At 67.5% G+C, this 23,428-nt stretch carries 22 protein-coding genes and 1 other annotated feature; of the genes, 15 read left to right on the plus strand and 7 right to left on the minus strand.

What is annotated here, in order from left to right; translation table 11 throughout:
* Window positions 1–114: 114 nt before the first annotated feature.
* Window positions 115–1,350, plus strand: a complete 1,236-nt coding sequence (locus AAC979_RS01275) for an aminotransferase class III-fold pyridoxal phosphate-dependent enzyme (protein WP_371345012.1) — start codon at window positions 115–117, stop codon at window positions 1,348–1,350.
* Window positions 1,351–1,360: 10 nt separating this feature from the next.
* On the opposite strand, the gene AAC979_RS01280 is transcribed toward AAC979_RS01275, so the two are convergent.
* The gene (locus AAC979_RS01280; protein ID WP_371345013.1) at window positions 1,361–2,842 is read right to left on the minus strand and encodes a SulP family inorganic anion transporter; all 1,482 of its coding nucleotides are present in this window, start codon (window positions 2,840–2,842) and stop codon (window positions 1,361–1,363) included.
* Between the two features lie 66 nt (window positions 2,843–2,908).
* Window positions 2,909–2,964: a sequence feature (sul1 is cis-regulatory element that is thought to sense ions involved in sulfur or methionine metabolism; They are found in Alphaproteobacteria), on the minus strand.
* 165 nt (window positions 2,965–3,129) lie between these two features.
* Here AAC979_RS01280 and AAC979_RS01285 point away from each other — a divergent pair.
* The gene (locus AAC979_RS01285) at window positions 3,130–4,659 is read left to right on the plus strand and encodes a glucan biosynthesis protein (RefSeq protein WP_371345014.1); all 1,530 of its coding nucleotides are present in this window, start codon (window positions 3,130–3,132) and stop codon (window positions 4,657–4,659) included.
* The gene (mdoH, locus tag AAC979_RS01290) at window positions 4,647–6,824 is read left to right on the plus strand and encodes a glucans biosynthesis glucosyltransferase MdoH (RefSeq protein WP_371345015.1); all 2,178 of its coding nucleotides are present in this window, start codon (window positions 4,647–4,649) and stop codon (window positions 6,822–6,824) included. The genes AAC979_RS01285 and mdoH overlap by 13 nt, the downstream gene beginning before the upstream one ends.
* On the opposite strand, the gene AAC979_RS01295 is transcribed toward mdoH, so the two are convergent.
* Genes AAC979_RS01295 through AAC979_RS01305 form a run of 3 tightly spaced genes read right to left on the minus strand, consistent with a single transcriptional unit; the run spans window position 6,821 to window position 8,140 of the window.
* The gene (locus AAC979_RS01295) at window positions 6,821–6,958 is read right to left on the minus strand and encodes a hypothetical protein (protein WP_371345016.1); all 138 of its coding nucleotides are present in this window, start codon (window positions 6,956–6,958) and stop codon (window positions 6,821–6,823) included. The two genes, mdoH and AAC979_RS01295, sit on opposite strands and share 4 nt — an antisense overlap.
* Window positions 6,959–7,015: 57 nt before the next feature.
* Window positions 7,016–7,264, minus strand: a complete 249-nt coding sequence (locus tag AAC979_RS01300) for a hypothetical protein (protein WP_371345017.1) — start codon at window positions 7,262–7,264, stop codon at window positions 7,016–7,018.
* An 18-nt stretch (window positions 7,265–7,282) separates the two neighbouring features.
* Window positions 7,283–8,140 carry a glucose 1-dehydrogenase gene (locus AAC979_RS01305; protein WP_371345018.1) on the minus strand — a complete coding sequence of 286 codons (858 nt, stop codon included), beginning with the start codon at window positions 8,138–8,140 and terminating at the stop codon, window positions 7,283–7,285.
* A 184-nt stretch (window positions 8,141–8,324) separates the two neighbouring features.
* Here AAC979_RS01305 and AAC979_RS01310 point away from each other — a divergent pair, with 184 nt between their 5' ends.
* The 4 genes from AAC979_RS01310 to AAC979_RS01325 all read left to right on the plus strand — a co-directional run bounded on the left by AAC979_RS01310 (window position 8,325) and on the right by AAC979_RS01325 (window position 12,983).
* Window positions 8,325–8,888 carry a type 1 glutamine amidotransferase domain-containing protein gene (locus tag AAC979_RS01310; RefSeq protein ID WP_371345019.1) on the plus strand — a complete coding sequence of 188 codons (564 nt, stop codon included), beginning with the start codon at window positions 8,325–8,327 and terminating at the stop codon, window positions 8,886–8,888.
* Between the two features lie 119 nt (window positions 8,889–9,007).
* Window positions 9,008–9,895, plus strand: coding sequence for a Ku protein (locus AAC979_RS01315; RefSeq protein ID WP_371345020.1), 888 nt, complete (start codon window positions 9,008–9,010; stop codon window positions 9,893–9,895).
* 5 nt (window positions 9,896–9,900) lie between these two features.
* Window positions 9,901–12,453, plus strand: coding sequence for a DNA ligase D (gene ligD / locus AAC979_RS01320; protein ID WP_371345021.1), 2,553 nt, complete (start codon window positions 9,901–9,903; stop codon window positions 12,451–12,453).
* Window positions 12,453–12,983 carry an MgtC/SapB family protein gene (locus tag AAC979_RS01325; RefSeq protein ID WP_371345022.1) on the plus strand — a complete coding sequence of 177 codons (531 nt, stop codon included), beginning with the start codon at window positions 12,453–12,455 and terminating at the stop codon, window positions 12,981–12,983. Before ligD ends, AAC979_RS01325 begins: the two co-directional genes overlap by 1 nt.
* Before the next feature lie 6 nt (window positions 12,984–12,989).
* Here the strand turns inward: AAC979_RS01325 and AAC979_RS01330 are convergent, their stop codons facing one another.
* Window positions 12,990–13,808: a Ku protein gene (locus tag AAC979_RS01330; RefSeq protein WP_371345023.1), complete on the minus strand. Its 819-nt coding sequence runs from the start codon at window positions 13,806–13,808 to the stop codon at window positions 12,990–12,992.
* Between the two features lie 130 nt (window positions 13,809–13,938).
* On the opposite strand from AAC979_RS01330, the gene AAC979_RS01335 reads away from it, so the two are divergent.
* The 6 genes from AAC979_RS01335 (at window position 13,939) to AAC979_RS01360 (ending at window position 19,592) form a co-directional block, all read left to right on the plus strand.
* Window positions 13,939–14,253, plus strand: coding sequence for a hypothetical protein (locus AAC979_RS01335; protein ID WP_371345024.1), 315 nt, complete (start codon window positions 13,939–13,941; stop codon window positions 14,251–14,253).
* Between the two features lie 173 nt (window positions 14,254–14,426).
* The gene (locus AAC979_RS01340) at window positions 14,427–16,559 is read left to right on the plus strand and encodes a VTT domain-containing protein (protein WP_371345025.1); all 2,133 of its coding nucleotides are present in this window, start codon (window positions 14,427–14,429) and stop codon (window positions 16,557–16,559) included.
* A complete protein-coding gene (locus AAC979_RS01345) occupies window positions 16,556–17,341 on the plus strand; it encodes an endonuclease/exonuclease/phosphatase family protein (RefSeq protein WP_371345026.1) in 786 nt (261 codons plus the stop codon). Before AAC979_RS01340 ends, AAC979_RS01345 begins: the two co-directional genes overlap by 4 nt.
* Entirely contained in the window at window positions 17,338–17,787 is a 450-nt protein-coding gene (locus tag AAC979_RS01350) for a DUF2934 domain-containing protein (RefSeq protein WP_371345027.1), read from the plus strand. Before AAC979_RS01345 ends, AAC979_RS01350 begins: the two co-directional genes overlap by 4 nt.
* Before the next feature lie 167 nt (window positions 17,788–17,954).
* Entirely contained in the window at window positions 17,955–18,161 is a 207-nt protein-coding gene (locus tag AAC979_RS01355; RefSeq protein WP_371345028.1) for a hypothetical protein, read from the plus strand.
* A 69-nt stretch (window positions 18,162–18,230) separates the two neighbouring features.
* Window positions 18,231–19,592 (plus strand): APC family permease, encoded by a 1,362-nt coding sequence (locus tag AAC979_RS01360; protein ID WP_371345029.1) that lies wholly within the window; start codon window positions 18,231–18,233, stop codon window positions 19,590–19,592.
* 8 nt (window positions 19,593–19,600) lie between these two features.
* Here AAC979_RS01360 and AAC979_RS01365 read toward each other — a convergent pair whose 3' ends face one another.
* On the minus strand, window positions 19,601–20,461 hold the full coding sequence (locus AAC979_RS01365; protein WP_371345030.1) for an alpha/beta fold hydrolase: 861 nt from the start codon (window positions 20,459–20,461) through the stop codon (window positions 19,601–19,603).
* Between the two features lie 236 nt (window positions 20,462–20,697).
* Between AAC979_RS01365 and AAC979_RS01370 the strand changes: the two genes are divergently transcribed.
* Window positions 20,698–21,582: a glutaminase gene (locus AAC979_RS01370; protein WP_371348973.1), complete on the plus strand. Its 885-nt coding sequence runs from the start codon at window positions 20,698–20,700 to the stop codon at window positions 21,580–21,582.
* A gap of 119 nt (window positions 21,583–21,701) precedes the next feature.
* Here AAC979_RS01370 and AAC979_RS01375 read toward each other — a convergent pair whose 3' ends face one another.
* Window positions 21,702–21,887, minus strand: coding sequence for a DUF2735 domain-containing protein (locus tag AAC979_RS01375; protein ID WP_371345031.1), 186 nt, complete (start codon window positions 21,885–21,887; stop codon window positions 21,702–21,704).
* A gap of 442 nt (window positions 21,888–22,329) precedes the next feature.
* Here AAC979_RS01375 and AAC979_RS01380 point away from each other — a divergent pair, with 442 nt between their 5' ends.
* Window positions 22,330–23,364 carry a glutamine synthetase beta-grasp domain-containing protein gene (locus tag AAC979_RS01380; protein WP_371345032.1) on the plus strand — a complete coding sequence of 345 codons (1,035 nt, stop codon included), beginning with the start codon at window positions 22,330–22,332 and terminating at the stop codon, window positions 23,362–23,364.
* The last annotated feature ends 64 nt before the right edge of the window (window positions 23,365–23,428 follow it).

Below are 23,428 nucleotides of genomic sequence, written 5' to 3' on the forward strand. Positions count from 1 at the left end.
ATACATAGCCGCCTGTCATTCCGGAGCCGCTTGCGATGGTGCGCGGCTTATGGCTGGTAGCGGGGTCTCCTCGCGCCCCGCGCATTCGAAGCGCCGCAAAACTCCGGGTGAAAAATGGTAGATCCCGCCCTTCCTGCCCGCGACGCGGCGGCTTTCTTCCACCAGCAGGGTTCAACGCCGGCCCTGGCCGCCCTGCGCGCGGCGCGGGGAATATGGCTGGAGGACAGCGAAGGCCGGCGTCTCATCGACCTGCATGGCAACACTGCGCACCATCTCGGCCATGGACATCCGGAGATTGCGGCGGCTGTGGCGGAGCAACTCGACCGGCTCGCCTTTTCGCCGCGCCGTTTCACAAATGAGCCCGCCGTGCTGTTGGCCGAGGCGTTGCAGGGGCATTGGCCGGGGGGGCCGGCGCGGGTGCTGTTCGCCACTGGCGGCTCCGACGCCGTCGAGATCGCGTTGAAGCTGGCGCGGGTCGCCACCGGGCGTTCCGAGACGCTGTCGCTGGAAGGCGCCTATCACGGCCATGGCTTCGGCGCCTTCGGCCTCTCTTCGGCGACGCCGGACCCGCGGCTGGGCGCCTTCCTGCCGGGACGCCATCACGTCACTCCCTATTGGGCGGGCGAGGACGGCGCGGCGCGGATGCTGGAGCAGATCGAGGACCGGCTCGCCACGCGGCGCGTCGCAGCGCTGATTGCCGAACCGCTACGCTCCAACTGTCACGTGCCGCCGCCGGGAGCCTGGCCGGCCGTCCGTGCCCTGTGCGACGCGCACGGGACCAAGCTGATCTTCGACGAAATCCCCTCCGGTCTCGGCAAGACCGGCCGCTTCTTCGCCTTTGAGCATTTCGGCGTGGTGCCGGACCTTGTCGTGCTCGGCAAGGCCTTGGGTGGGGGCATGTTGCCGATCGCGGCCGTCATCGGCGATGCGGGGCTTGATGTCGCCCCCGAACTGGAACTGGGGCACTATACCCATGAGAAGAACCCGCTTACCGCACGCGCAGCGTTGACGACGCTTCAGGTCATTGCCCGCGACGGCCTTGTCGCCCGCGCCGCCGAGGCGGGCCGGCAGCTACACGACGGCGTGGCCGCTATCGCCGCGCGCGTGCCCGTGCTGCGCGGGGTGCGCGGGCTGGGGCTGTTGCTGGCGGTGGAGTTCGACGCCGGCCGTTGCGGGCAGGCGCCGGGGACTCATTTCGCCGATCATCTGGTGGCGAGCGCCTTTGCCCAAGGACTCTCCACCACCGCCAAGGGCGACGACGCCATCGGCCTCTCCCTGCCGCTCACCGTCACCTCGGAGGAGATCGCCGAGGTGTTGGCGCGGATCGAGGCGATGGCGCGCGCATTGTAGCGCGCCGCCTTCAATGCAGGCTGGCGGCGGCCGGCAGTTGCTTGTCGTGGACGGCGAAGCGGTCGACCATGGTGGCGCTCGCCTCGTTGAGACCGATCACTTCCACGCTTGCTCCCGCCTTGCGGAACTTCAGCACCGCCTTGTCGAGCGCGCCGATGGAGGTGATATCCCAGAAATGCGCATGGGTGAGGTCGATCACCACCTCCCGCGCCGGGTTGTCGAAATCAAAGGCGGCGAGGAACACCTCGGACGAGGCGAAGAAGATCTGGCCCTCGACGACGAAGGTGATCCGTCCGGCCGCCTCGTCGATGATCTCGCCGACACTGACGAGCTGCGCCACCTTGCCGGCGAAGAACACACCTGACAGCAACACGCCCACCAGAACGCCAATGGCGAGATCATGCGTGGTCACCACGGTGATAACGGTCGCCAGCATGACGAGGGAGGAGGAGCGCGGATTGGTGCGCAACTCCAGGATCGAGCGCCAGGAGAAGGTGCCGATCGACACCATGATCATGACAGCGACCAGAGCCGCCATCGGGATGATGCGCACGAGGTCGTCGAGGACGAGGATCAGGAACAGCAGGAACGCCCCGGCCACGAAGGTTGACAGCCGCCCGCGCCCCCCGGAACTGACATTGATCACCGACTGGCCGATCATGGCGCACCCGCCCATGCCACCGATCAGGGCCGCAGCAATGTTGCTGGTGCCCTGGCCGATGCATTCCTGGCTCTTGTTGCTGGTCGTCTCCGTCATGTCGTCGACGATCTGCGCGGTGAGCAGAGATTCCAGCAGGCCGACGGCGGCCAAAGTGAGCGAATAGGGCAGGATGATCTGCAGCGTCTCCAGCGTGAGCGGTACGTTGGGCAGCGTGAGCATCGGCAGACCGGACGGCAGGTCGCCGAGATCGCCTACCATGCGCAGGTCCATCCCGCTCCACCACGCGAACAGGGTGAGCGCGGCGATGGCGACCAGCGGCGAGGGGACCAGCTTGGTCAGACGCGGAAACAGATAAATGATGGCGAGGCCGACGGCGATCATCGGGTAGGTCTCGACGGGCACGCCGATCAGTTCGGGCAGTTGCGCCATGAAGATGAGGATGGCGAGCGCGTTGACGAAGCCGGTGATGACCGAGCGCGAGACAAAGCGCATCACCCGGCCGACTTTGAGAAGGCCGGCGAGAAGCTGGATGAGCCCCATCAGAATGGTGGCGGCAAAAAGGTACTGCAGTCCGTGATCGCGTACCAGTGAGACCATCACCACGGCGGTCGCCGCAGTGGCGGCCGAGATCATGCCGGGCCGGCCGCCGACAATGGCGGACACGCAGGCAATGGCGAAGGAAGCGAACAGGCCGACCTTGGGATCGACGCCGGCAATGACCGAGAAGCCGATGGCTTCCGGGATGAGGGCGAGGGCGACGACGATTCCGGCGAGAATGTCGCCGCGGATATTGGCAGTCCAGTCACGGAAATAACGGGTGGTCGATGTCATGAGAAGCAATCTTCGCAAAGGGCGGGCCTTCCGCGGGTGAGGCGGACGGGGCGGGCGCTGACGATGCGTGGTCCGGCGGATCGGCGGCCGGAAGAGCCACCCGGGCTTTCACCGGGTCCTGACGAGTGGATGCTGCTTAGAGCAGATCATGCTGCGGTGCAACGGGAGAACGGCGCACCGCTGCGGCGCGTAAATGTGCCGCGCCGCACAAATCCTGGAACCCTCGGCGCCTTGCGCACTTGTCCCCGCGGGAAGGGCGTGCCGCCCTGGAAAGCGCGAGGTTAGGCATGCATCGACGACACCTGTTGCTGGGACTGGGGCTCCTGGCGCTGGCGCCGGTGCCGTTCTCGCGTCTCGGCATAAGCGAGGCCTTTTCCGAGGAAGAGGACAATGCCGCCCCTTTCGACGCGCAGACCGTCCGCCAGCTTGCCCGCACCCTCGCGACCAAGCCGTATCAGCCCGGCGACGGCCGCATGCCGAAGACGCTCGAAAATCTCGGCTATGACGAGTATCGCAACATCCGCTTCAATGCGGAGCGGTCGCTCTGGCGCAACGACAATACACCGTTTCAGGCTCAACTCTTCCATCGCGGCTTCCTGTTCCGCGAGCGGGTCGACGTGTATCAGGTGGCCGACGGCCAAGCGCGCCGCATCGCCTATGATCCCGGCATGTTCCGCTTCGAGCATGGCGTGCCTCAGCCGCCCGACCGCACCGATCTCGGCTTTTCCGGATTTCGTCTGCACGGGCCGATCAATCGTCCAGACTATTTCGACGAGATCGCCGCCTTTCAGGGCGCCAGCTATTTCCGCGCCGTCGGCAAGGGGCAGATCTATGGCTCCTCCGCGCGCGGGCTGGCGGTGAAGACGGGCGATGCCGGCGGTGAGGAGTTTCCCTCCTTCCGTGCCTTCTGGCTGGAGAAGCCGCGGCCGGGCGTCGATTCGCTGGTGGTCCACGCGCTGCTCGACAGCCCGAGCGCGACCGCCGCGCACCGCTTCACCATCCGTCCCGGCGAGCCGACGCTGATGTCGGTGGAGATGACGGTCTATCCACGGGTGGACATCGACCAGGTGGGCATCGGCGCGCTCACCAGCATGTTCATGTTCGGCCCCAATGACCGCGATGGCATTGACGATTTCCGGCCCATGGTGTGCGACGCCAATGGCCTCGCCATCGTCACCGGCCCCGGGGAGCGACTCTGGCGGCCCCTCTCCAACCCTCAGCGCCTGCAGATTTCGTCCTTCGCCGTTCCTGACATAAGGGGGTTCGGCCTGATGCAGCGCCAGCGCTCCTTCTTCGACTATCAGGACCTTGAGGCGCGCTATGAGCGTCGGCCGAGCGTCTGGGTCGAGCCCATCGGCGATTGGGGTGACGGGTCGGTGGTGCTGGTCGAGATCCCGACGCCGGAAGAAATCCACGACAACATCGTGGCCTTCTGGCGCCCGCGCGAGCCGCTGCGCAAGGGAAGGGAATATACATCGACCTATCGCCTGCACTGGGGCTGGGACGGGCCGGACCGCAGCGATGCCGGCCGCGTTGTCGCCACAAGGGTCGGCGGCAACAGCGACCGCCGCCTGTTCGTGCTCGATATCGTCGGCGACAAGGTCCGGGACCTGCCGCCGGAGAGCCTTGCCGCACGGGTGACCGCCAGCGCTGGCGAGGTTCGCGATGTTGTCCTGCAGCCCAATCCCGAGATTGGCGGCTGGCGGGTCGCCTTCGCGCTGGAGCCGCGTGGGGCCACCCTGGCCGAACTGCGGGCGGATTTGCTGCGGGGCGAGGAGCGCATGGCCGAAAGCTGGATCTACCGGTGGACGGCGTGAGCCGCCCCGCCCCCCATCAGCCGGTGAGCGCCGCTGGCGCCGGTCGCGACCCCTCGCCGGCCTTACCGGCGGAATCGCCGCTTCCCATGCCCGTTCAGCCGCTCGGACGGGTGGCGATGGCCACGGCGCCGGGCCCCCGTCCGGTGCAACTGATCCTGCGGCGCGCCTTCGTGCTCGGCGGCGCGGCGGTGCTCACCGTGCTCGCCGCGCGGGAAATGTACCTTGTGCTGGACGTCGGCGGCGTCACCCTGCTGGAATATCTGGTGCTCTGCCTGTTCGTTGTGCTGTTTGCCTGGATCGGCTTTGCCTTCACCAACGCCCTGCTTGGCTTTGTCAGCCTGCTGCGCGGCCGCGGCGGGCAGCTCGGCATCGCGGCGGATGGGCCCTTGCCCGCACTCGCCGCGCGCAGCGCGCTCTTGCTGCCGATCTATAATGAGGACCCCGCCCGCGTCCTGGCCGGCCTCGAGGCGACCTGTGAATCGCTTGCAGCCACCGGGGCGGGCGCGAATTTCGACGTGTTCATCCTCAGCGACACCACCGATCCCGACATCTGGATCGCCGAGGAAGCGGGCTTTCTCGCGTTGCGTGCCCGTCGGGGCGTCGAGGGCGGCCTGTTCTACCGCCGCCGCCCGCGCAATACCGGACGCAAGGCGGGAAACATAGCGGAATGGGTGACGCGCTTCGGCGGAGCTTATGAGAGCTTTCTGATCCTCGACGCCGACAGCGTGATGACGGGCGAGTGCATCGTGCGGCTCGCCGCCGCGCTGGAGGCCAATCCGAGCGCGGGGCTGATCCAGACCCTGCCGGTGATCGTCGGCGGGCGCACCCTGTTCGCCCGGCTGCAGCAATTCGCCGGCCGGCTCTATGGCCCGCTTATTGCCCACGGGCTTGCCAGTTGGAGTGGGCCTGAGAGCAATTACTGGGGCCATAATGCGATGATCCGCACCCGCGCCTTCGCCGAGGGCGCCGGGCTGCCGGAACTGAAGGGGCCGAAGCCCTTTGGCGGCCATATTCTCAGCCATGACTTCATCGAGGCGGCGCTGATGCGCCGGCGCGGCTGGGGAATGCACATGGTGCCCTGGCTGGAGGGTTCCTATGAGGAGGGCCCGCCAACCCTGACCGACCTCGCAGTACGCGATCGGCGTTGGTGCCAGGGGAATCTCCAGCACATCGCGGTGCTGCCGGCGCGGGGGCTGCACCCGATCAGCCGGCTGCATCTGCTCACCGGCATCGGCTCCTATCTCACCGCCCCACTGTGGCTGGTGATGCTGCTGGCGGGCCTCGCCACCGCGCTGCAGGCCCGCTTCGTACCGCCGGACTATTTTTCCTCCGGCCTCTCGCTGTTTCCGAACTGGCCGGCGCAGGACCCGATCCGCGCCGTGCAGGTATTCATCGCCACGATGGCAGTGTTGTTGCTACCGAAATGCTTCGCCTATGTCGCGCTGCTCGGCTCCCGCGCCACACGCCGTCGTTTCGGCGGCGGCCTGCTCGCCCTCGCCGGCATGCTGGGGGAAACGCTGATTTCCGGATTGCTGGCGCCGGTGACGATGTTCACCCAATCCATGGCGGTGGCCGGCATTCTGGCCGGGCAGGATGGTGGCTGGCAGCCGCAGCGGCGCGATGATGACCGGATCGACACCGCGTCGGTGGTGCGATTCTTCCTGCCGCACACCGTGGCGGGATGGCTGCTTGGCACTGCGGCGCTCAGCATCTCGCTGCCGCTCTTCCTCTGGATGACGCCCGTCGTGCTCGGGCTTGCCCTCGCCATCCCGCTGGTGCTGTGGACGGGCGCGGCGCGGGACACTCTCTCCGGCCTGTTCCGCATCCCGGAGGAACAGGCCGCGCCCCTCGTGCTGCGGCGGGCCCGCGAATTGCGGCAGGCCGGCGCTCCGCCCGCGCCGGCCGAGGCGATCGCTCATCTCGCCGCCGCACCGGACCTTCTGGCCTTCCATCGCGCCCAGCTCACCCAGGGAGAGCGGCAACGGGGCGACTATGCGCCGGAACGGCTGATTGCAGCGGCGAAGGTCGAGGATGCCGAGACGCTCGAGGGCGCGCTCGTCGCGCTGACTCCCCGCGAAAAGGCGGCGGCGCTCGGTGACGTTCGGGCGCTCGCGGCGCTGCTGGCGCTGGCCTGCCGGCGTGGCGCAGCGCAGACGCCGCGCTAGAGCGGGCTCTTGCGATCCACCCTCTCCTCGGGGAGTTCAATATCCTTTGCCTGACGCCGCCGCTTCGACTGGTGCATGGCATAGGCCAGCACGCCGAGAAGCAGCAGTACTCCGAGACCGAACATCAGTTCCATGACTAATCCCTGCGGTTCAACATTGCATCGGGCGGCGGCGATGTGCCGTCACCGCGGTCAGCCCTCCGCTGGCCCGGGGCGCCCCGTATCCTCGGTGCCAAGCATGCTTGCTCCCGCACCCGGCACGGTAATCGTCACGTCGTAGCCGTCGCGGATGGCGTTGGTCGCGGCGGCAACGGCGGCCTCGAAGGCCGCTTCCTTGCTCGCATAGGCCATTCCGACCTCGCCATCGGCGTCGACGCGCCACTCGCCCTCGCTGCCGCGCAGCCGGTAGACGGCGGAACCTGTCGCTTCTTGCATGCGCATCGCTTTTTCCTCCGGAATTCACATCATCGGCGCGCCGCCGGTCACCGCGATGGTGGCGCCGGAGACATAGCTCGACTGCGGATCAGCCAGCATCACATAGGCACTGGCGAGTTCTGCCGGCTGGCCAGGACGCTTCATCGGCACCTGCGCGCCGAACTGCGCCACTTTCTCTGCCGGCATGGTGGCGGGGATGAGCGGGGTCCAGATCGGCCCCGGCGCCACCGCATTGGCACGGATGCCCTTTTCCGCCAGCAATTGGGCCAGCCCCACGGTGAAGTTCTGGATGGCGCCCTTGGTGGTGGCATAGGCCAACAAGCTGGGATTCGGCTTGTCGGAATTGATCGAGGCCGTGTTGATGATGGCGCTGCCGGGCTTCATGTGCGGCACGGCGGCCTTGGTGAGATAGAACATGGCGTGGATATTGACCTTGAAGGTCAGGTCCCATTCCTCGTCGGGAATTTCCGTGATGTCGTCGAACGTGGCCTGATGGGCGGCGTTGTTGACGAGGAGATCGAGGCCTCCGAAGGCCTCCACCGCCTTCTCCACCAGTGCCCGGCAATGCGCGGGGTGCTGGATGTCGCCCGGCATCAGCACTGCCTGCCGGCCGGCCTCGCGCACCAGAGCGGCGGTGGCTTCCGCATCTTCATGTTCATCGAGATAGGCGATCAGCACGTCGGCGCCCTCGCGCGCGAAGGCGAGAGCGACGGCGCGGCCAATGCCGCTGTCCGCGCCGGTGATGAGCGCCTTGCAGCCCTCCAGACGGCCGGAGCCCTTATAGCTCTGCTCGCCATGGTCGGGTCGGGGCGACATCATCTCCGTCCGCCCGGGCATCGGCTGCTTCTGCTCTTCGAATGGCGGACGCGGGTGATCGCGCATGGGGCGGCTCCTGTCGCTGGCATCGGTGAAAGTGGTTGCAGGCCAACGAAAAGCCGCCGCGTTGGTTCCGGCTTGTCCCGCCCCTGCTCCAGCGGCGGGACAAGCCGTGGTGGGAACATCGGCGCCGCGCGGACGTTCGCCACCCGACGGGCAGGGGGCTCGACCACATTTCAGGAGACACTCCATGGCGAAGATCGCCGATGCACGCATCCTCATCATTTCCGCCAACGGCTTCGAACAGTCCGAACTGATGGTGCCGCGCGACGAACTGCGCGCCGCCGGCGCCCGCGACGAGGTTGCGAGCCCGGACGGCAAGACCATCCGCGGCTGGAAGGGAGAGGACTGGGGTGAGAGCGTCGACGCCGACCTCTCGCTCGCGGCGGTAAAACCGCAGGACTATGACGCGCTGGTCATTCCCGGGGGACAGATCAACCCGGATCTGCTGCGCGTGAACACTGAGGCGATGGCGATCGTCCGCGCCTTTCTCGACAGCGGCAAGGTCGTGGCTGCCGTCTGCCATGGTCCGTGGCTGCTGGTGGAAGCCGACGCCGTGCGCGGGCGCACCGTCACCTCCTACGCCTCGATCCGCACCGATGTGAAGAATGCCGGCGGCAACTGGGTCGACCGCGAGGTGGCGGTGGATCAGGGTATCATCACCAGCCGTTCTCCGGCGGATCTGAAGGCCTTTGTGGCCAAGATCGTCGAGGAAATCGGCGAGGGCCGGCACGAGCGGCGCAAGGTCGCCTGACGCGCTGTCCTGGACGCGGCGACTGCCGGCGGGCGCTTTGGCGCCCGCCGCGCATCGCGGGAACAGCCCGCGCCGCGGCGCGTTAGTCGCCAGCACCTTTGCACCCGTGAGAGGCAGGCATGGCCGCACGCGCAACTTGGAAGGGATTTCTGCGACTGGGCGAACTGGTGTGCGGCGTCGGGCTCTATACGGGGGTAAGCGCGAGTGACCGGGTAAGCCTGCACATGGTGAACCGCGCCACCGGCAACCGCCTCTCGCGCCGCTTTGTCGATTCCGATACCGGAGAACTGGTCGAGCGCGAGGCGCAGGTGAAGGGCTATGAGCTCGATGCCGGCGACTTCGTCGTGCTGGAGCCGGATGAGATCGCCGAGGTGACGCCGAAGGGCGACAAGGCGCTGACCATTGAGAGTTTTCTGCCCTGCACCCAGGTCGATAGTCTGTATTTCGACCGCCCCTATTATCTGCGTCCGGTCGACGCTGCGTCAGAGGCGAGCTTTGCGGTCATTCGTGAGGGGCTGCGCACGAAGAAGGTGGCGGCGGTGGCGACGGCGGTGCTGTTCCGCCGCCCGCGCAGCCTGCTGATCCGCGCCTATGACGAGGGCATCATCGCCACCACGCTGCATTATGATTACGAGGTGCGTTCGGCCGAGGAGGCCTTCGAGGACATTGCCGAGCTGAAGATGGAGCCGGAAATGCTCGATCTCGCCCGCCACATCATCGACACCAAATCCGGCCGCTTCCAGCCCGAAACGTTCGACGACCGCTATGACGACGCGCTGGCGGAACTGGTCAAGGCCAAGATGGAGGGCCGCAAGATCGCCCCGCCGAAGAAGCCGGCCGCCAAGGTGGTGAGCCTGCTCGACGCGCTGCGCGAGAGCGCGGGCGTTTCCGGTGGCAAGCCGCCGGCGCGGAAGAAGGGCGGCACCGGAAAGGCCGCCGCAAAGGCGGAGCCGAAAAAGCCCGCCGCCCGCAAGACCGGCCGCGCGCCCACCCGCAAGGCCGGGTGAGCGTCATGGCGCTCGATCTCTATCGCCGCAAGCGCGACTTCACCCGCACGCAGGAGCCGGAGGGCACTGAGAGCGCCGCCGCCGGCCATTCCTATCTCATCCAGAAGCACGCCGCCCGCCGCCTGCATTATGATCTGCGTCTGGAACTGGACGGCGTGCTGAAGAGCTGGGCCGTCACCAAGGGCCCGAGCCTGGTGCCGGGCGAGAAGCGGCTCGCCGTGCATGTGGAAGACCATCCGCTCGACTATGGCAGCTTCGAGGGCACCATTCCGAAGGGCGAATATGGCGGCGGCACCGTCATGCTCTGGGATCGCGGAAGCTGGGAGCCCATCGGCGATCCTGCGCGGGGCTACAGGAAGGGCCATCTCGAATTCGAGTTGCATGGCGATAAGCTGCACGGGCGCTGGCATCTGGTGCGGATGGCCAAGCGCCGGGGCGAGAAGGCGGACAACTGGCTGCTGATCAAGGCCGAAGACGATGCCGCCCGGCCGGAAGGCGCGGCGGACATCCTTGAGGAACGGCCGGACTCGGTGAAGACCGGCCGCAGCATGGAGGCCATTGCGACAGGCGCGGCCTCCGCTCCCGAGAAAGCCAGAACCACCGCAAAGAAGGCCGGCAGCAAGGGCCCCGCCGCTAGGGCCGCGACCCGATCCACCGTGAGGAGTCGCAAGGCGGAATCTGTGGTGGCGCTCCCCGATTTCATCGAGCCGCAATTGGCCACGCTGGTCGCCAAGGCGCCGGTCGGCACGGCTTGGATTCATGAGATCAAGTTTGACGGCTACCGGCTGCAGGCGCGGATCGACAAGAGCGCCAAGGGCAAGGGCCGGGTGAAGCTGCTTACCCGCTCGGGTCTCGACTGGACGCCGCGTTTCGGCAAGGCGCTGGTCGAGGCGCTGGAGTCGCTGCCGGTGGAGACGGCGCTGATCGACGGCGAACTGGTGGTGGAGTCAAGCGCCGGTGTATCCAATTTCAGCCTGCTGCAGCACGACCTGGCGGAAGGGCGGGCGGACCGCTTCCTCTTCTATGCCTTCGATCTGCTGCATCTCGACGGGCGCGACCTTACCGGCCGTCCGCTCACCGAGCGCAAGCAGCTTCTGGAGCAAATGCTGGCCGGCGCCGATGACGGCCTGCGCTATAGCGAGCACCTCGCGGAAGATGGCGACGCCATGCTCCGCCATGCGTGCCGGCTGAGCCTGGAGGGGCTGGTGTCGAAGCGGGCGGGCGCCCCCTATCGCCCCGGCCGTGGCCGCGACTGGGTGAAGTCGAAATGCGCCTTTCGGCAGGAATTCGTCATTGGCGGCTTCACGCCCTCCACGTCGCAGAACAACGCCATCGGCTCGCTGGTGCTCGGGGTATACGAGGCGGGCAAGCTGGTGCCGGTAGGCCGGGTTGGCACCGGCTTTTCGCGCGAACTGGCGCGCGGCCTCCATGCCCGGCTGGCGAAGATCACCCGCGACCGGAGCCCCTTTGGCCAGACGCTAACGGCGGAGGAACGGCGCGGCGTCACCTTCGTGGCACCCGAACTCGTGGCCGAGGTGGAGTTTCGTGGCTGGACCGGCGATCAGCATCTGCGTCACGCCGCTTTTCGCGGCTTGCGCGAGGACAAGCCGGCGCGCGAGATTGTCCGGGAGACGCCGGCGAAGGGTGAGGCCATGGCTGTCGACCGTACCGCGCCGCGCTCGCGGGTGAAGCTCACCCATCCCGACCGCATCTACTGGCCGGCCGAGGGGATCACCAAGCAGGGCCTCGCCGACTATTACGCCGACATCTGGCGCTTCATCGCCCCCTTCGTCGTCGTGCGGCCGCTGGCACTGCTGCGCTGCCCCGATGGCATCGAAGGTCAGGCGTTTTTCCAGAAGCACTCCTGGCGCGGGATGAACAAGGCGATCAAGATCGCCACGGACAAGGACGCTGAGGAACTGCTTTATATCGACGATCTTGACGGGCTGATCGCCCTCGTCCAGTCCGCCGCGCTGGAAATACATCCCTGGGGCGCGCCGCTGACAGACATCGAACGGCCGGACCAGCTCATCTTCGATCTGGACCCCGGCGAGGCCGTGGGTTGGAACGGCGTGGTCGCCGGCGCGCGGGAGATCCGCGCCCGGCTGGAAGCGCAGGGCCTGCCGGCCTTCGTCAAGACCTCCGGCGGCAAGGGCCTGCATGTGGTGGTGCCGCTGAAGCCGACAGCGACGTGGGAGACCGCCAAGCCCTTCGCGAAGGCGCTCGCCGATTCTCTCGCCGCCGACGATCCTGAACGCTACATCGCGGTTGCCACCAAGGCTCGCCGCAAGGGCCGTATCTTCGTCGATTATCTGCGCAACGGCCGCGGCGCCACGGCGGTGGCGGCCTATTGCCCGCGCGCCCGTCCCGGCGCCGGTGTGTCGATGCCGGTGGCGTGGGATGAACTCGACGCGCTCACCGGCGGCGCGCATTTCACCCTCACCGAGGCGCCGGCCCGGCTCGCCAATCTCGACGCCGACCCCTGGGCTGATTTTCGTGCCGCCGCCGCACCTCTTCCCACGGCCCGCACCGGCAAGGGTCGGGGGAGGAAAGCCTGATGGAAAGGCTGCCTCAAGCACTCTGGCTGACCCCGGAAGAGATCGAGAACCTGGTCCGGCTGATGGCGGCCGCCGCGTGCGGGATGATCGTCGGCTTCAATCGCGACCTGCGCGGCAAGCCTACCGGCATGCGCACGCTCGGGCTGGTGGGGCTGGGCGCGGCGCTCATCTCGCTGTCCGCCCTGCAGGTCGAAGGCATGGAAGGGCATCCGGACGCTACCAGCCGCGTGGTGCAGGGCATCGTGCAGGGGGTGATGACCGGCATCGGCTTCCTCGGCGCTGGCGTCGTGTTGCGCGACCGCACGCGGCTTGAAGTCCACGGCCTCACCACCGCCGCCGCCGTGTGGGTGACGGCGGCGCTCGGCGTCGCCTGCGCCATCGCCTCCTGGCACTTGGTGTTTCTGGCGCTGGCGACCACCATCGGCCTGCTCGTCACCATGTTGCCGTTGGAGCGCCTGGTAGAGTCCCGGGCGGAAAAGGCGCCGCGTCGCGCCTCGCCACTTCCGGAAGACGAGGATCCGCCGCGCTGAGGCAGGCTAGCGCCGGCGCCCGGAGGCGCCGCCGCGCTCGGCCGCAAGGCTCTTCTTCAGCGCGTCCATGATGTTGACCACATTTGTCGGCGCGTCGTCCTCCTCCACCCGCGCCGCGCGCCGCTTGGCCGGCCGCTTCTTCTTCTTCTTCGCGGCGATGAGCTGCTTGAGATTGGCCTGTAGCGGATCACGCACCAGCGCCGCGTCCCAGTCTTGCGTGCGCGTGTCGATCAGCTTCCCGACCAGCCCGACAAGATCGCGGTCGGCTTTCTCCTCGATGTCCTCGAAATAACCCTCCGGCCGGCGCAACTCGTCCGCGTAATGCAGCGTCCACAGCACGATGCCGCGCCCGCGCGGCTCCAGCATGACCGGCCGCTCGCGCCGGTGCAGCACCACGCGCGACAGGCCGACCTTGCCGGCGGCGCGCATCGCCTCCCGGATCACCGCGAAGGCTTCCTCGCCGACAGGATCATCGGGTATCAGGAAATGCGGCGTGTCGTACCAGATCCACTCCACGGTATCGGCAGGCACGAAGGTCGCGATGTCGATGGTGCGGTTGCTGTCCAGCGCCACTGCGTCGAGTTCGTCGTCCTCGAGGATGATGTGCCGTCCCGCCTCGCGCTCATAGCCGCGTGCCTGGTCGTCGGAGCCCACCGTCTCGCCGGTTTCGGAATCAACATAGATGCCCTCCACCCGATTGCCGGTCACCCGGTTCAGCGTGTGGAAGCGGATGCGCTCCGCCCCGCTGGTGGCCGGCGCGAGAGCGACCGGGCAGGTGACCAGCGAGAGTTTGAGATAGCCTTTCCACAGGCCGCGCGGCGCCACTGAACGTCCCCCGATAGGTGGTGTCTCCGCCAACAATCGCGGGGCCGCTCCGAGGTTCCGGCCGCTGAACCGATCGTGTCGCGGCGCGTTGATTGTCGAACGCCCACTATTGCCCGCCGGGGAGACGATCATGGCCGACACCGAGCGCCTGCGCGGCGACATTGACGAGGGGCGTACCCACGACAAGGTGCCGTTTCCCGATCCCGCGGCGGCACCGCTCGGCACGGATGACGAGGCAGCCGGTGCTCCTGCCGAGACCGAGCGGGCCATGGTCGCGCAGGTGATAGGCCCTTCCAGTGCCGGCGGTGGCACGGATGAACGCGGCCGACCCTATGACGACAAGGGCACGACTGTGCCCGGCGTGTCCTTCGTCACCGCAGTCGTCGGCCTGCTGCTTGTGGTGGCGCTCGGCGCCGGTGTCTTCGCCGCCGTGATGATGGGCTGAGCCGTTTCCGCCAAACCTATCCCGCCCCGGCCTACCTCCAGCCGGGAACCGCAGGGGCTCTTCCCCGGTTAGCGCAGGTCGTTAGCCCCCGAGAATGCGAGCCGATGTCCGTCAGCCAGAACCTGCGACAAGACATGCGCCAGGACCAAAGTCCCGAAGCGATCGAAAGCGCCATGGCCTCCCAGCCGGTGCCGGAGGGGCCGAACCCGCCGAGGCGGCAGGAAAGCGGGCCGGTGCTCGCCGCCGGGCGAAATGTCTGGCGCGTGGCGCCGGCTGCGCGCGCGCGTGTGCTGGTCGATGGTGCCGCCTATTTCGGCGCGTTGCGCGCGGCGATGCGGGAGGCGCGGGAAACGATCCACATCGCCGGCTGGGACCTCGACAGCCGAATGAAGCTGGTGGGCGAAGGCGGAACGGCCGAGGATGGCCTGCCCGAGACGCTGGCGGCGTTCCTCTCCGCGCTGGTGGCGCGCAATCCGCGCCTGCGCATCCGCCTGCTGCTGTGGGACTATTCGGTGATGTTCGCGCTGGAGCGGGAACTCGCGCCGATCCTCTCCTTCCTCTGGGCGACGCCTAAGCAGATCGAACTGTGTCTCGACGACGAATTGCCGATCGGTGCCTCTCACCACCAGAAGATCGTGGTGATTGACGATTCACTCGCCTTTTCCGGCGGGCTGGATATCACCGGCCATCGTTGGGACACCGCCGCTCATACCCCTGGCGACCCGCGGCGCCGCGATCCGCAGGGGTCGCTCTACGAGCCGTTCCACGACGTGCAGATGGCGGTCGATGGCGAAGCGGCCGCTGCGCTGGGCGCGCTGTTCCGTGAGCGCTGGCAGCGCGCCGCCTCCGAGCGGCTCAACCCGGCGCGGGCGCGTGGCCATCGTTGGCCGGAGGGGCTGTCGGTCGATTTCACCGAAGTCGCCATTGGCATCGCCCGGACCCTGCCGTCCTATGACGGAGCGGCGGGCGCCCGCGAGGTGGAAACACTGCTGTTCGACATGATCGACCGTGCCGAGCGCATGATTTATGTCGAAAACCAGTTCATCACCTGCGAGCGCTTCACCGAGCGGCTGGTGGCGCGGATGAAGGAGCGCCCCGAACTCGAAGCGCTGATGGTGACGCCGAACATCTACCGCTCCTGGATCGAGCAGCAGGTGATGGGGGTACCGCGCGAGCGGCTGCGGGCGCGGCTGGAGCAGGAGGGGCTGGCGGGGCGCGCGCGTCTCGTCTTCCCGCAGGTGACATCCGGGGACGTGACGGTCGAAATCTTCGTCCATGCCAAGGTGCTCATCGTCGACGACCGGATGCTGCGGGTCGGCTCGGCCAATATCTGCAACCGCTCGATGGGCTTCGACAGCGAATGCGACCTGGTGATCGAGGCCCGTGACGCGCGCGAGCGGCACGGGGTGGCGGCGATCCGCGACCGGCTGCTTGGCGAGCATATCGGCCACGCGCCGGAACAGGTGGAGGAACTCCTCACCCGTGAGGGGCTCATCGCCGCCTCGCACCTCGGCGCCGCCGGCCGGCGGCTCGTCGATCTGCCCCCCGTCGCCTCCGATCTCGCCTTGCCGCAGATCAGCGCCATCGCCGATCCGCCCGAGCCGCTCTATGACGAGCGGGCGTCGGAGGCGCCGGGCAAGCCGCGCCGCTGGCGGATCGCCGCTTTGGTGGCGGGGCTCGCCGTGCTGTCCGCCCTGGTGGTCGCCTGGGCTCATTCGCCTTTCTCCGAGCCGGACCGCATCATCGCCGCACTCGGCAATATGGCCGACCGCCCCTGGGGTGCCGCCCTTGTTGTCGGCATCTATGTGCTGGGCGGGCTGGTGGTGTTTCCGGTGTCGGTGCTCATCATCGCCACGGTCGCCGTCTATGGCGGCTGGACCGGTGCGCTTCTGGCTGGCCTCGGCGCGCTCGCCAGCGCGGTCGTGACCTTCTTCATCGGTAGGCATCTCGGCGCCGGCGTGGTGCGCCGCTTCATCGGTCCGCGCATCAACCGCATCCGCCGCGGCCTCGCCAATCAGGGCATATTGACCGTGGCGATGATGCGCATGGTGCCGGCCGCGCCATTCACTTTCATCAACCTCGTCGCCGGGGCGGCGGGACTGCGGGTGGTGGATTTCGTGCTTGGAACCGCGCTGGGTCTGCTGCCGGGCCTGGTGGTGCTGAGCGCGCTGGGACACCAGATTGTCGAGGTGATCGCCAATCCGACCCTGGGGCGGGTGGGACTGCTGATCGCATTCGTCGCGCTCTGGGTGGCCTGCTCGCTCGGGTTGCAGTTCCTTCTCACGCGGCTGCGGAGGCCGGCGTGAACGTGGCTGTGCCTTCGCGCCTGCGGCTGATGACCTGGAACATACATGGTGGTGTCGGGCCTGATCGACGCTTCGATCTCGACCGCATCGCCGCTCTCATCGCCCGTCACCAGCCCGACATCCTGGCCTTGCAGGAGGTCGACACGCGCGGGCGCGGTGTCGCCAGCCTTGCCCCGCTGGAGGGACTCGGCATCGGCCATCTCGCGGAAGCGCGGACCGTTGCCGTCCCCGACGGCCATTACGGCCATGTGCTCTACTCGCGCTGGCCGACACACGGCATCGTGCTGCATGATCTCTCGGTCCGCCGGCGCGAGCCCCGCATGGCGATCGAGGCCCGGGTGGACACGCCGCAGGGTCCGCTCCGGGTGGTGGCGGTGCATCTCGGCCTCGCCCTCGCCGAGCGCTGGCGGCAGGCGTCCCGGCTGGCGCGGATGACCCGCAATGGCTGTGGTACGCCGACGGTGATGATGGGCGACTTCAACGACTGGTTCGCCTTCCGGCCGGTGCGGCGGACGCTGGCGCGGGTGCTCCCCGAAAGCACCGAGCACCGCAGCTTTCCCGCCTGCTGGCCGCTGCTGCGGCTCGATCGCATCTATGGCAGCCGCCCCGGCATGCTGGTGCGCAGCTTCACCGACCCCGAGGCGCGCCACGCCTCCGATCATCTTCCGGTCATCGCCGATATCGAACTGCGCCCGCGCCTCGCACCAGCGGGCGCCCGGGCCGGGTCGGAACAGGCGCCGCCGCCGGGCGTTGACCTGATGAAACAGGGAGAACGTCCATGAGCCTCACTGATGACGAGATAAGAGCGCGCGCCCATCGGCTGTGGGAAAGCGAGGGAAGGCCGGACGGACGTTCGGACCATTACTGGTTCCTCGCGCGCGACATGCTGGTGGCCGAAGGCCGCGCCATGGCGGATGGCGGCTCGGCCTTCCGGCCGGTGGATGCGGCGGAGGCGCCGCCCGAGCCTGTAGGCGCGGCCGATGGCTTTCCCGCCCCTTCCGAGGAGGGAGGCATCGAGAGCGCGGAGCGCCCTCCCGTGCCGCTCGATCCCGCGGTCGATCCGAACTCCGCCCTCGACCCCGGCCAGGGCGGCAACGCGCCGATCAGCGAGATCGAGAGCATTCGCCGCACGTTGGAAGTGCCGAAGGGCCGGCGCGGACGCGGCGTGCCGACCAACGACCGCGCTGGGGCGATGAGCGGGCAGGCCGGCAGCCGCAAACGGAGCTGAGAGGCGCCATGAGGAAATGGTTCGTTCAACTGCTCGTTGATATCGGGCTGGTGCGGCCCCGCGACGCGGTAGAGGGCGCCGGCACGGCAGACCCGCACCACAGGCCGCGCGGCGCCCCGCCCCGCACCCCCGGCTAAGGCAATAGCCGATGCAGACAGGAGATTTCGATGATCATCGCCGACCAGCACAATAAGGGTCCGGCCAAGCCGGGCGACCGCCGCGCCGAGAAGAAGGAGCGCGCTCCGGACGAGGCAGGCCATTCGCGCAGCGCCAATCCCCAGCAGGACGACAAGGCGGGAGAACGCGAGCGCAAGCCCGAAGGGCGGGATGCCCATTACACGCCGTCGCCGGCTCCGGAACAGGGTACGCGATAAGATCAAATTTCGCCGTTGCCACCCCTTCACCCGTGCCGGATAAACCGGCGCGGGTAAAGGGGTGCACCGATGGCGAAGACGGGCGACGGACTGCGGCGTGAACTCGGGCCGATCGAAGCCATTGGCCTGTCGCTCTCGGTCATCGCCCCCACCATGGGCATGGCTCTCAACGTAACCCTTGCCGTCGGCGCCGCCGGCACGGGCGCTCCGCTGGGTTTCGCCGTCGGTACCCTCGTTGTCGCCCTTGTCGGCCTTTCCTTTGTCTTTTTCGCCAGCCGGGTGACCAGCGCCGGTTCCGGCTACGCCTATATCGGCCAAACCTTCGGCCCGCGCGCCGGCTTCATCGCCGGTTGGTGCATGGTGCTGCTCTACATCGCCGGAGGCTCGGGCAGCGCAGCGCTGGTCGGCAATTTCCTCAGCGCGGCGCTGGACGATCATGGCATCGACCTCGGCGGCTGGTGGCTGCCCATTGCAGTGACCGCGCTCACCGGCGGTACGCTGCTCGCCTGGCGTGACGTACGCCTCGCGACGCGGGTCATGCTGACGCTGGAACTCTCTTCCGTCGCCGTCATCATCTATCTCGGCCTGCGCATCCTTTCCGCCGTGAACGCCGAAGGCGGACTGTCGCTCGCCCCGTTCCATCCCGATCCGAGTGTCGGCTGGTGGGGTATCGGCTATGCCGTGGTCTTCGCCGTGCTCTCCTTTGCCGGTTTCGAGGCGGCAGCCACGCTGGCGGAAGAGGCGGGGAAGCCGCGCCGCACCATTCCCATCGCGCTGGTCGGCTCGGTGGTGGCGGCGGGGCTGTTCTTTGTCTTCGCTTCCTATATCCAGGTCATCGGCTTCGGGCTCGACAACATGAAGGCGCTGGCCGCCAGCGAGGCGCCGCTGAACACGCTGGCGCTGCGCTATGGCAATGTCCACATCGCCACCGCGCTCGACCTCGCCGCCTGCGTCTCGGCGGTTTCCTGTGTGCTGGGCACGCTGTCGGCCGGTGCGCGCATGCTGTTCGTGCTTGGCCGCGGCGGTCTTTCCCCGACGCTGGCAAAGGTGCATCCCGTCTATGGCACGCCCTCTGTCGCCGTCACCATTGTGAGCCTGGCCATGCTCGCCGGGCTGCTGGCTTGGGCGCCCTTCATCGGGCCGGCGAGATATTATGACAGCGTCGGAACCATCGGCGTGCTGGCGCTGATCGTCGCCTATCTCGGCGTGACTGCCGCGGCGGCGGTGCATGCGCGGCGCTCCGGCAGCCAGCTCTGGCGGGTGCTCGGCGTGTTCGGCACGCTGGCCATGCTGTGGCCGCTCTACAATTCCGTCTATCCCGTGCCATCCTTCCCGGACAATCTGTGGCCCTATATCGTCGCCCTGTGGATCGCGCTGGGCGGCGCGCTGATCGTCCTCAGGCCGGAGATCGGCAAGCAGAAGCCGGGCTGAGCGACCGGTCAGTCCGCCGACCTGGCGGATTCCCGCTTGCCGGCCTCCCGCTTGCCCGACGCGCCCTTGCCCGGCGCGCCTTCGGCCAGTTCCGCCGCCGCCCGTCCGATCACAGCGGCCACCTCGCGCGGATGGGATTCGTAGACGGAGTGGCTGGCGCCGGGGATGGTGGTGATCGGCGCGCCTGCCCGTTCGTAATAGAAGCGCTCCAGCTCCGGATTGATGATCTGGTCGGCGCCGGCGACGATGCCCCAGCTCGGCTTTGACTGCCAGGCGGCGGCCGTGAGCGGGGTGCTGAACACGCTGGCGGCGGCCGGTACCTGCCCGCGCGCCTCGAATTGCGCCCGCTCCAGCGCCAGATCGGGGGCGAACAAGCTGGGGAACAGGGTCGGGTCCAACGAGGTGAATCCGTCCGGCGTCTTCTGGACTGCCCCTTCCGTCTTTGCCAGCACGCTCGGCATGGTCTTGCCGAGGGTGGCTTCGTCCTCGCCAATATCAGGGGCATGGGCGGCGACATAGACGAGGCCGGCGACCTTGGGATGCACGCCCGCCTGGGTGATGATGGAGCCGCCATAGGAGTGGCCGACGAGCAGGGTCGGGCCGTCCTGCCGGTCGAGCACCCGGGTGGTGGCGGCGACATCGTCGGCAAAGGAGGTTTCGGGCTCCTGTACAATACTGACATGGAAGCCTTTGGCGACCAGATGGTCGTAGACGGCCCGCCAGCCCGAGCCGTCGACCCAGGCCCCGTGCACGAGAACGATGTTGCGCACGGCGATGCCCTCCGCCGCCGCCTGATGGGACACGACGGCAAGGGCGAGGCTGAGCGCGCCGGCAAGCGCGAGGCTGGTGTGGGCGGCACGACGGGTCATCAGCGTCACTCCGTTGACGGCGCCGGCAGCAACGGCGCTCTCGATGATCCATGCTGCTCCCGATCGTCGCGACCCGCTTGCCAGAACGCCGCCTCATCGACGCGGTGGCGGCACCCGGCTTGCAGGGCTGGCTTTATTCCGCCGTGCCGCGCTAAAGGCGGTGCCGAGCCCGTCAGTCAAGGTGACCCAAGCCCGTGCCCGAACTCGAAAATGTCGTCCTGGAGATTGCCGACGAAATGCGCGCCCGCCCTGACCGGGGCGAGGTGGCGAGCTACATTCCCGAACTGGCGCGCGCCGATGCCAGCGCCTTCGGAATGGCAGTCGTGGACCGCGAGGGGCGGGTGGTGACCGGCGGAGACGCCGAGGTGCCGTTTTCAATCCAGAGCGTGTCCAAGGTTTTCACCCTCACCCTGGCGCTGGGCAAGGTCGGCGACCGGCTCTGGCGCCGGGTGGGGCGCGAACCTTCGGGCAGCGCGTTCAACTCCATCGTTCAGCTTGAGGCGGAGCAGGGCATCCCCCGCAACCCTTTCATCAACGCCGGCGCCATCGCCGTCACCGATGTCATCCTCTCCGGCCATCAGCCGCGCGAGGCGCTGGGCGAAATCTTGCGCTTTCTGCAGTTCCTCGCCGAGGATCCCGCCATTGGCATTGACGAGGCGGTGGCGGCCTCCGAACAGCGCACCGGCTTCCGCAACCGGGCGCTGGCCAATTACATGAAGTCGTTCGGCGTGCTGGAAAACCCGGTCGACTACACGCTAGGGGTCTATTTCCACCACTGCGCTATCGCCATGAGCTGCCGCCAATTGGCCATGGCCGGGCGCTTTCTCGCCCATCACGGGCGCAACCCCGCGACGGGTTACAGCGTGGTCTCGCCGGAGCGGGCGCGTCGCATCAACGCCATCATGCTCACCTGCGGCCATTATGACGGTTCCGGCGAGTTCGCCTATCGCGTCGGCCTGCCGGGCAAAAGCGGGGTGGGGGGCGGCATTCTGGCGGTGGCGCCGGGCAAGGCGTCGATTGCCGTGTGGTCGCCGGGGCTGGACGCCAGCGGCAATTCGCATCTCGGCCGCATCGCGCTGGAAAAGCTGACCCACCGCATGGGCTGGTCGATCTTCGGCTGACGGCTGGGCGCCGACATGACAAGAGGGCCGGACAGTCAGTCGCGGCCCTCTTGAACGGCACTGGATAGATAACGGGTACGCGGCATTTTCGTCGTCCGAAACGGGGTCACGGACAAGACTCAGTTGCTGCGGCCGCTGTCTTCCTTGATCGCCTCTTCATGGTACCAGCTCCCGATGATGACGCGGGGAGATACCTTCAGAGCCTCGGAAGACAGGGTGTCCGGACGACGGGCGGCGAGACCGGCACGTCCGCCGACAGGGAAGGGCACGATCTGGGCGCTTTCGCGCTGGGTATGAGCGTTCATGGCACGTTTCTCCTTTCCGGCTGCGCGTTCCTGCGCCAGCCTTTCATTTACATATAACAGCTTTTGCTCTGCGTTTGCGCAAGATGCTCATTTTACAATCACAAAGAGCATAGAATATGTGCATCGCCACAGAGCCCTGCAAGGCTTTCACCCGTAACGGCGGGCGGGGGCCAAGAGTTGCATGCGCCATCGCAGCGCAGCATGTGCGGTGCCGCCCGCCCAGGGCGGCAAGTGCCGCAGGATTCAGGCGAATCGCGCCGTCCCCTTCCGCCGGCCGGGCCCTTTCGGCTGCCATCGCCTTGTCGCTAAGGCAGCTTCCTGCGCCCGGCGCCGACCATTTGGCACAGCATATGCTTGTGTGAGGCTAGCCGTTGGCGGTCGCACGGCCGGCACAACGACCAGGGCAGTTCGCCGCCCGGTCTTAAGTGATGAGAGACACGCAATGACGAAGTACAAACTCGAGTACATCTGGCTCGACGGTTACAAGCCGACCCCGAACCTGCGCGGCAAGACGCAGATCAAGGAATTCGACCACTTCCCCTCGCTCGAGGAGCTGCCCCTGTGGGGCTTCGACGGTTCGTCCACGGAGCAGGCCGAAGGCCGCAGCTCCGACTGCGTGCTGAAGCCGGTCGCCGTCTATCCCGATCCCGCCCGCAAGAATGGCGTTCTGGTCATGTGCGAAGTGATGATGCCCGATGGCGTCACCCCGCACCCGTCCAATGCCCGCGCCACCATTCTGGACGACGAGGGCGCCTGGTTCGGCTTTGAGCAGGAATACTTCTTCTACAAGGACGGCCGTCCGCTCGGCTTCCCCGAGCATGGCTATCCCGCGCCGCAGGGCCCGTACTACACCGGCGTCGGCTTCAAGAATGTCGGCGACATCGCCCGCGAGATCGTGGAAGAGCATCTTGAGCTCTGCCTCGAAGCCGGCATCAACCATGAAGGCATCAACGCGGAAGTCGCGAAGGGCCAGTGGGAATTCCAGATCTTCGGCAAGGGCTCCAAGAAGGCCGCTGACGAAGTGTGGATGGCCCGCTACCTGCTGCTCCGTCTGACCGAAAAGTACGGCGTGGACATCGAGTTCCACTGCAAGCCGCTCGGCGACACCGACTGGAACGGCTCGGGCATGCACTGCAACTTCTCCACCAAGTTCATGCGCGAAGTGGGCGGCAAGGCCTATTTCGAGGCGCTGATGGCGGCGTTCGAGAAGAACCTGCACGACCACATCAATGTCTATGGCCCGGACAACCACATGCGCCTGACCGGCAAGCATGAGACCGCGCCGTGGAACAAGTTCTCCTATGGCGTGGCCGATCGCGGCGCCTCCATCCGCGTGCCGCACTCCTTCGTCCGCAACGACTATAAGGGCTATCTGGAAGATCGCCGCCCGAACTCCCAGGGCGACCCCTACCAGATCGCTTCCCAGGTCCTGAAGACGATCTCGGAAGTCGACACCACCGCCGTTGCCGCTGCGTGAGGATCACGGCGGCGGGTCACCCGCCGCCGGCCTCTGCTGAAACGCACATCCCGGGACGGGCCAC

Source organism: Ancylobacter sp. IITR112 (assembly GCF_041415945.1).
In the GTDB taxonomy this organism is placed as follows: domain Bacteria; phylum Pseudomonadota; class Alphaproteobacteria; order Rhizobiales; family Xanthobacteraceae; genus Ancylobacter.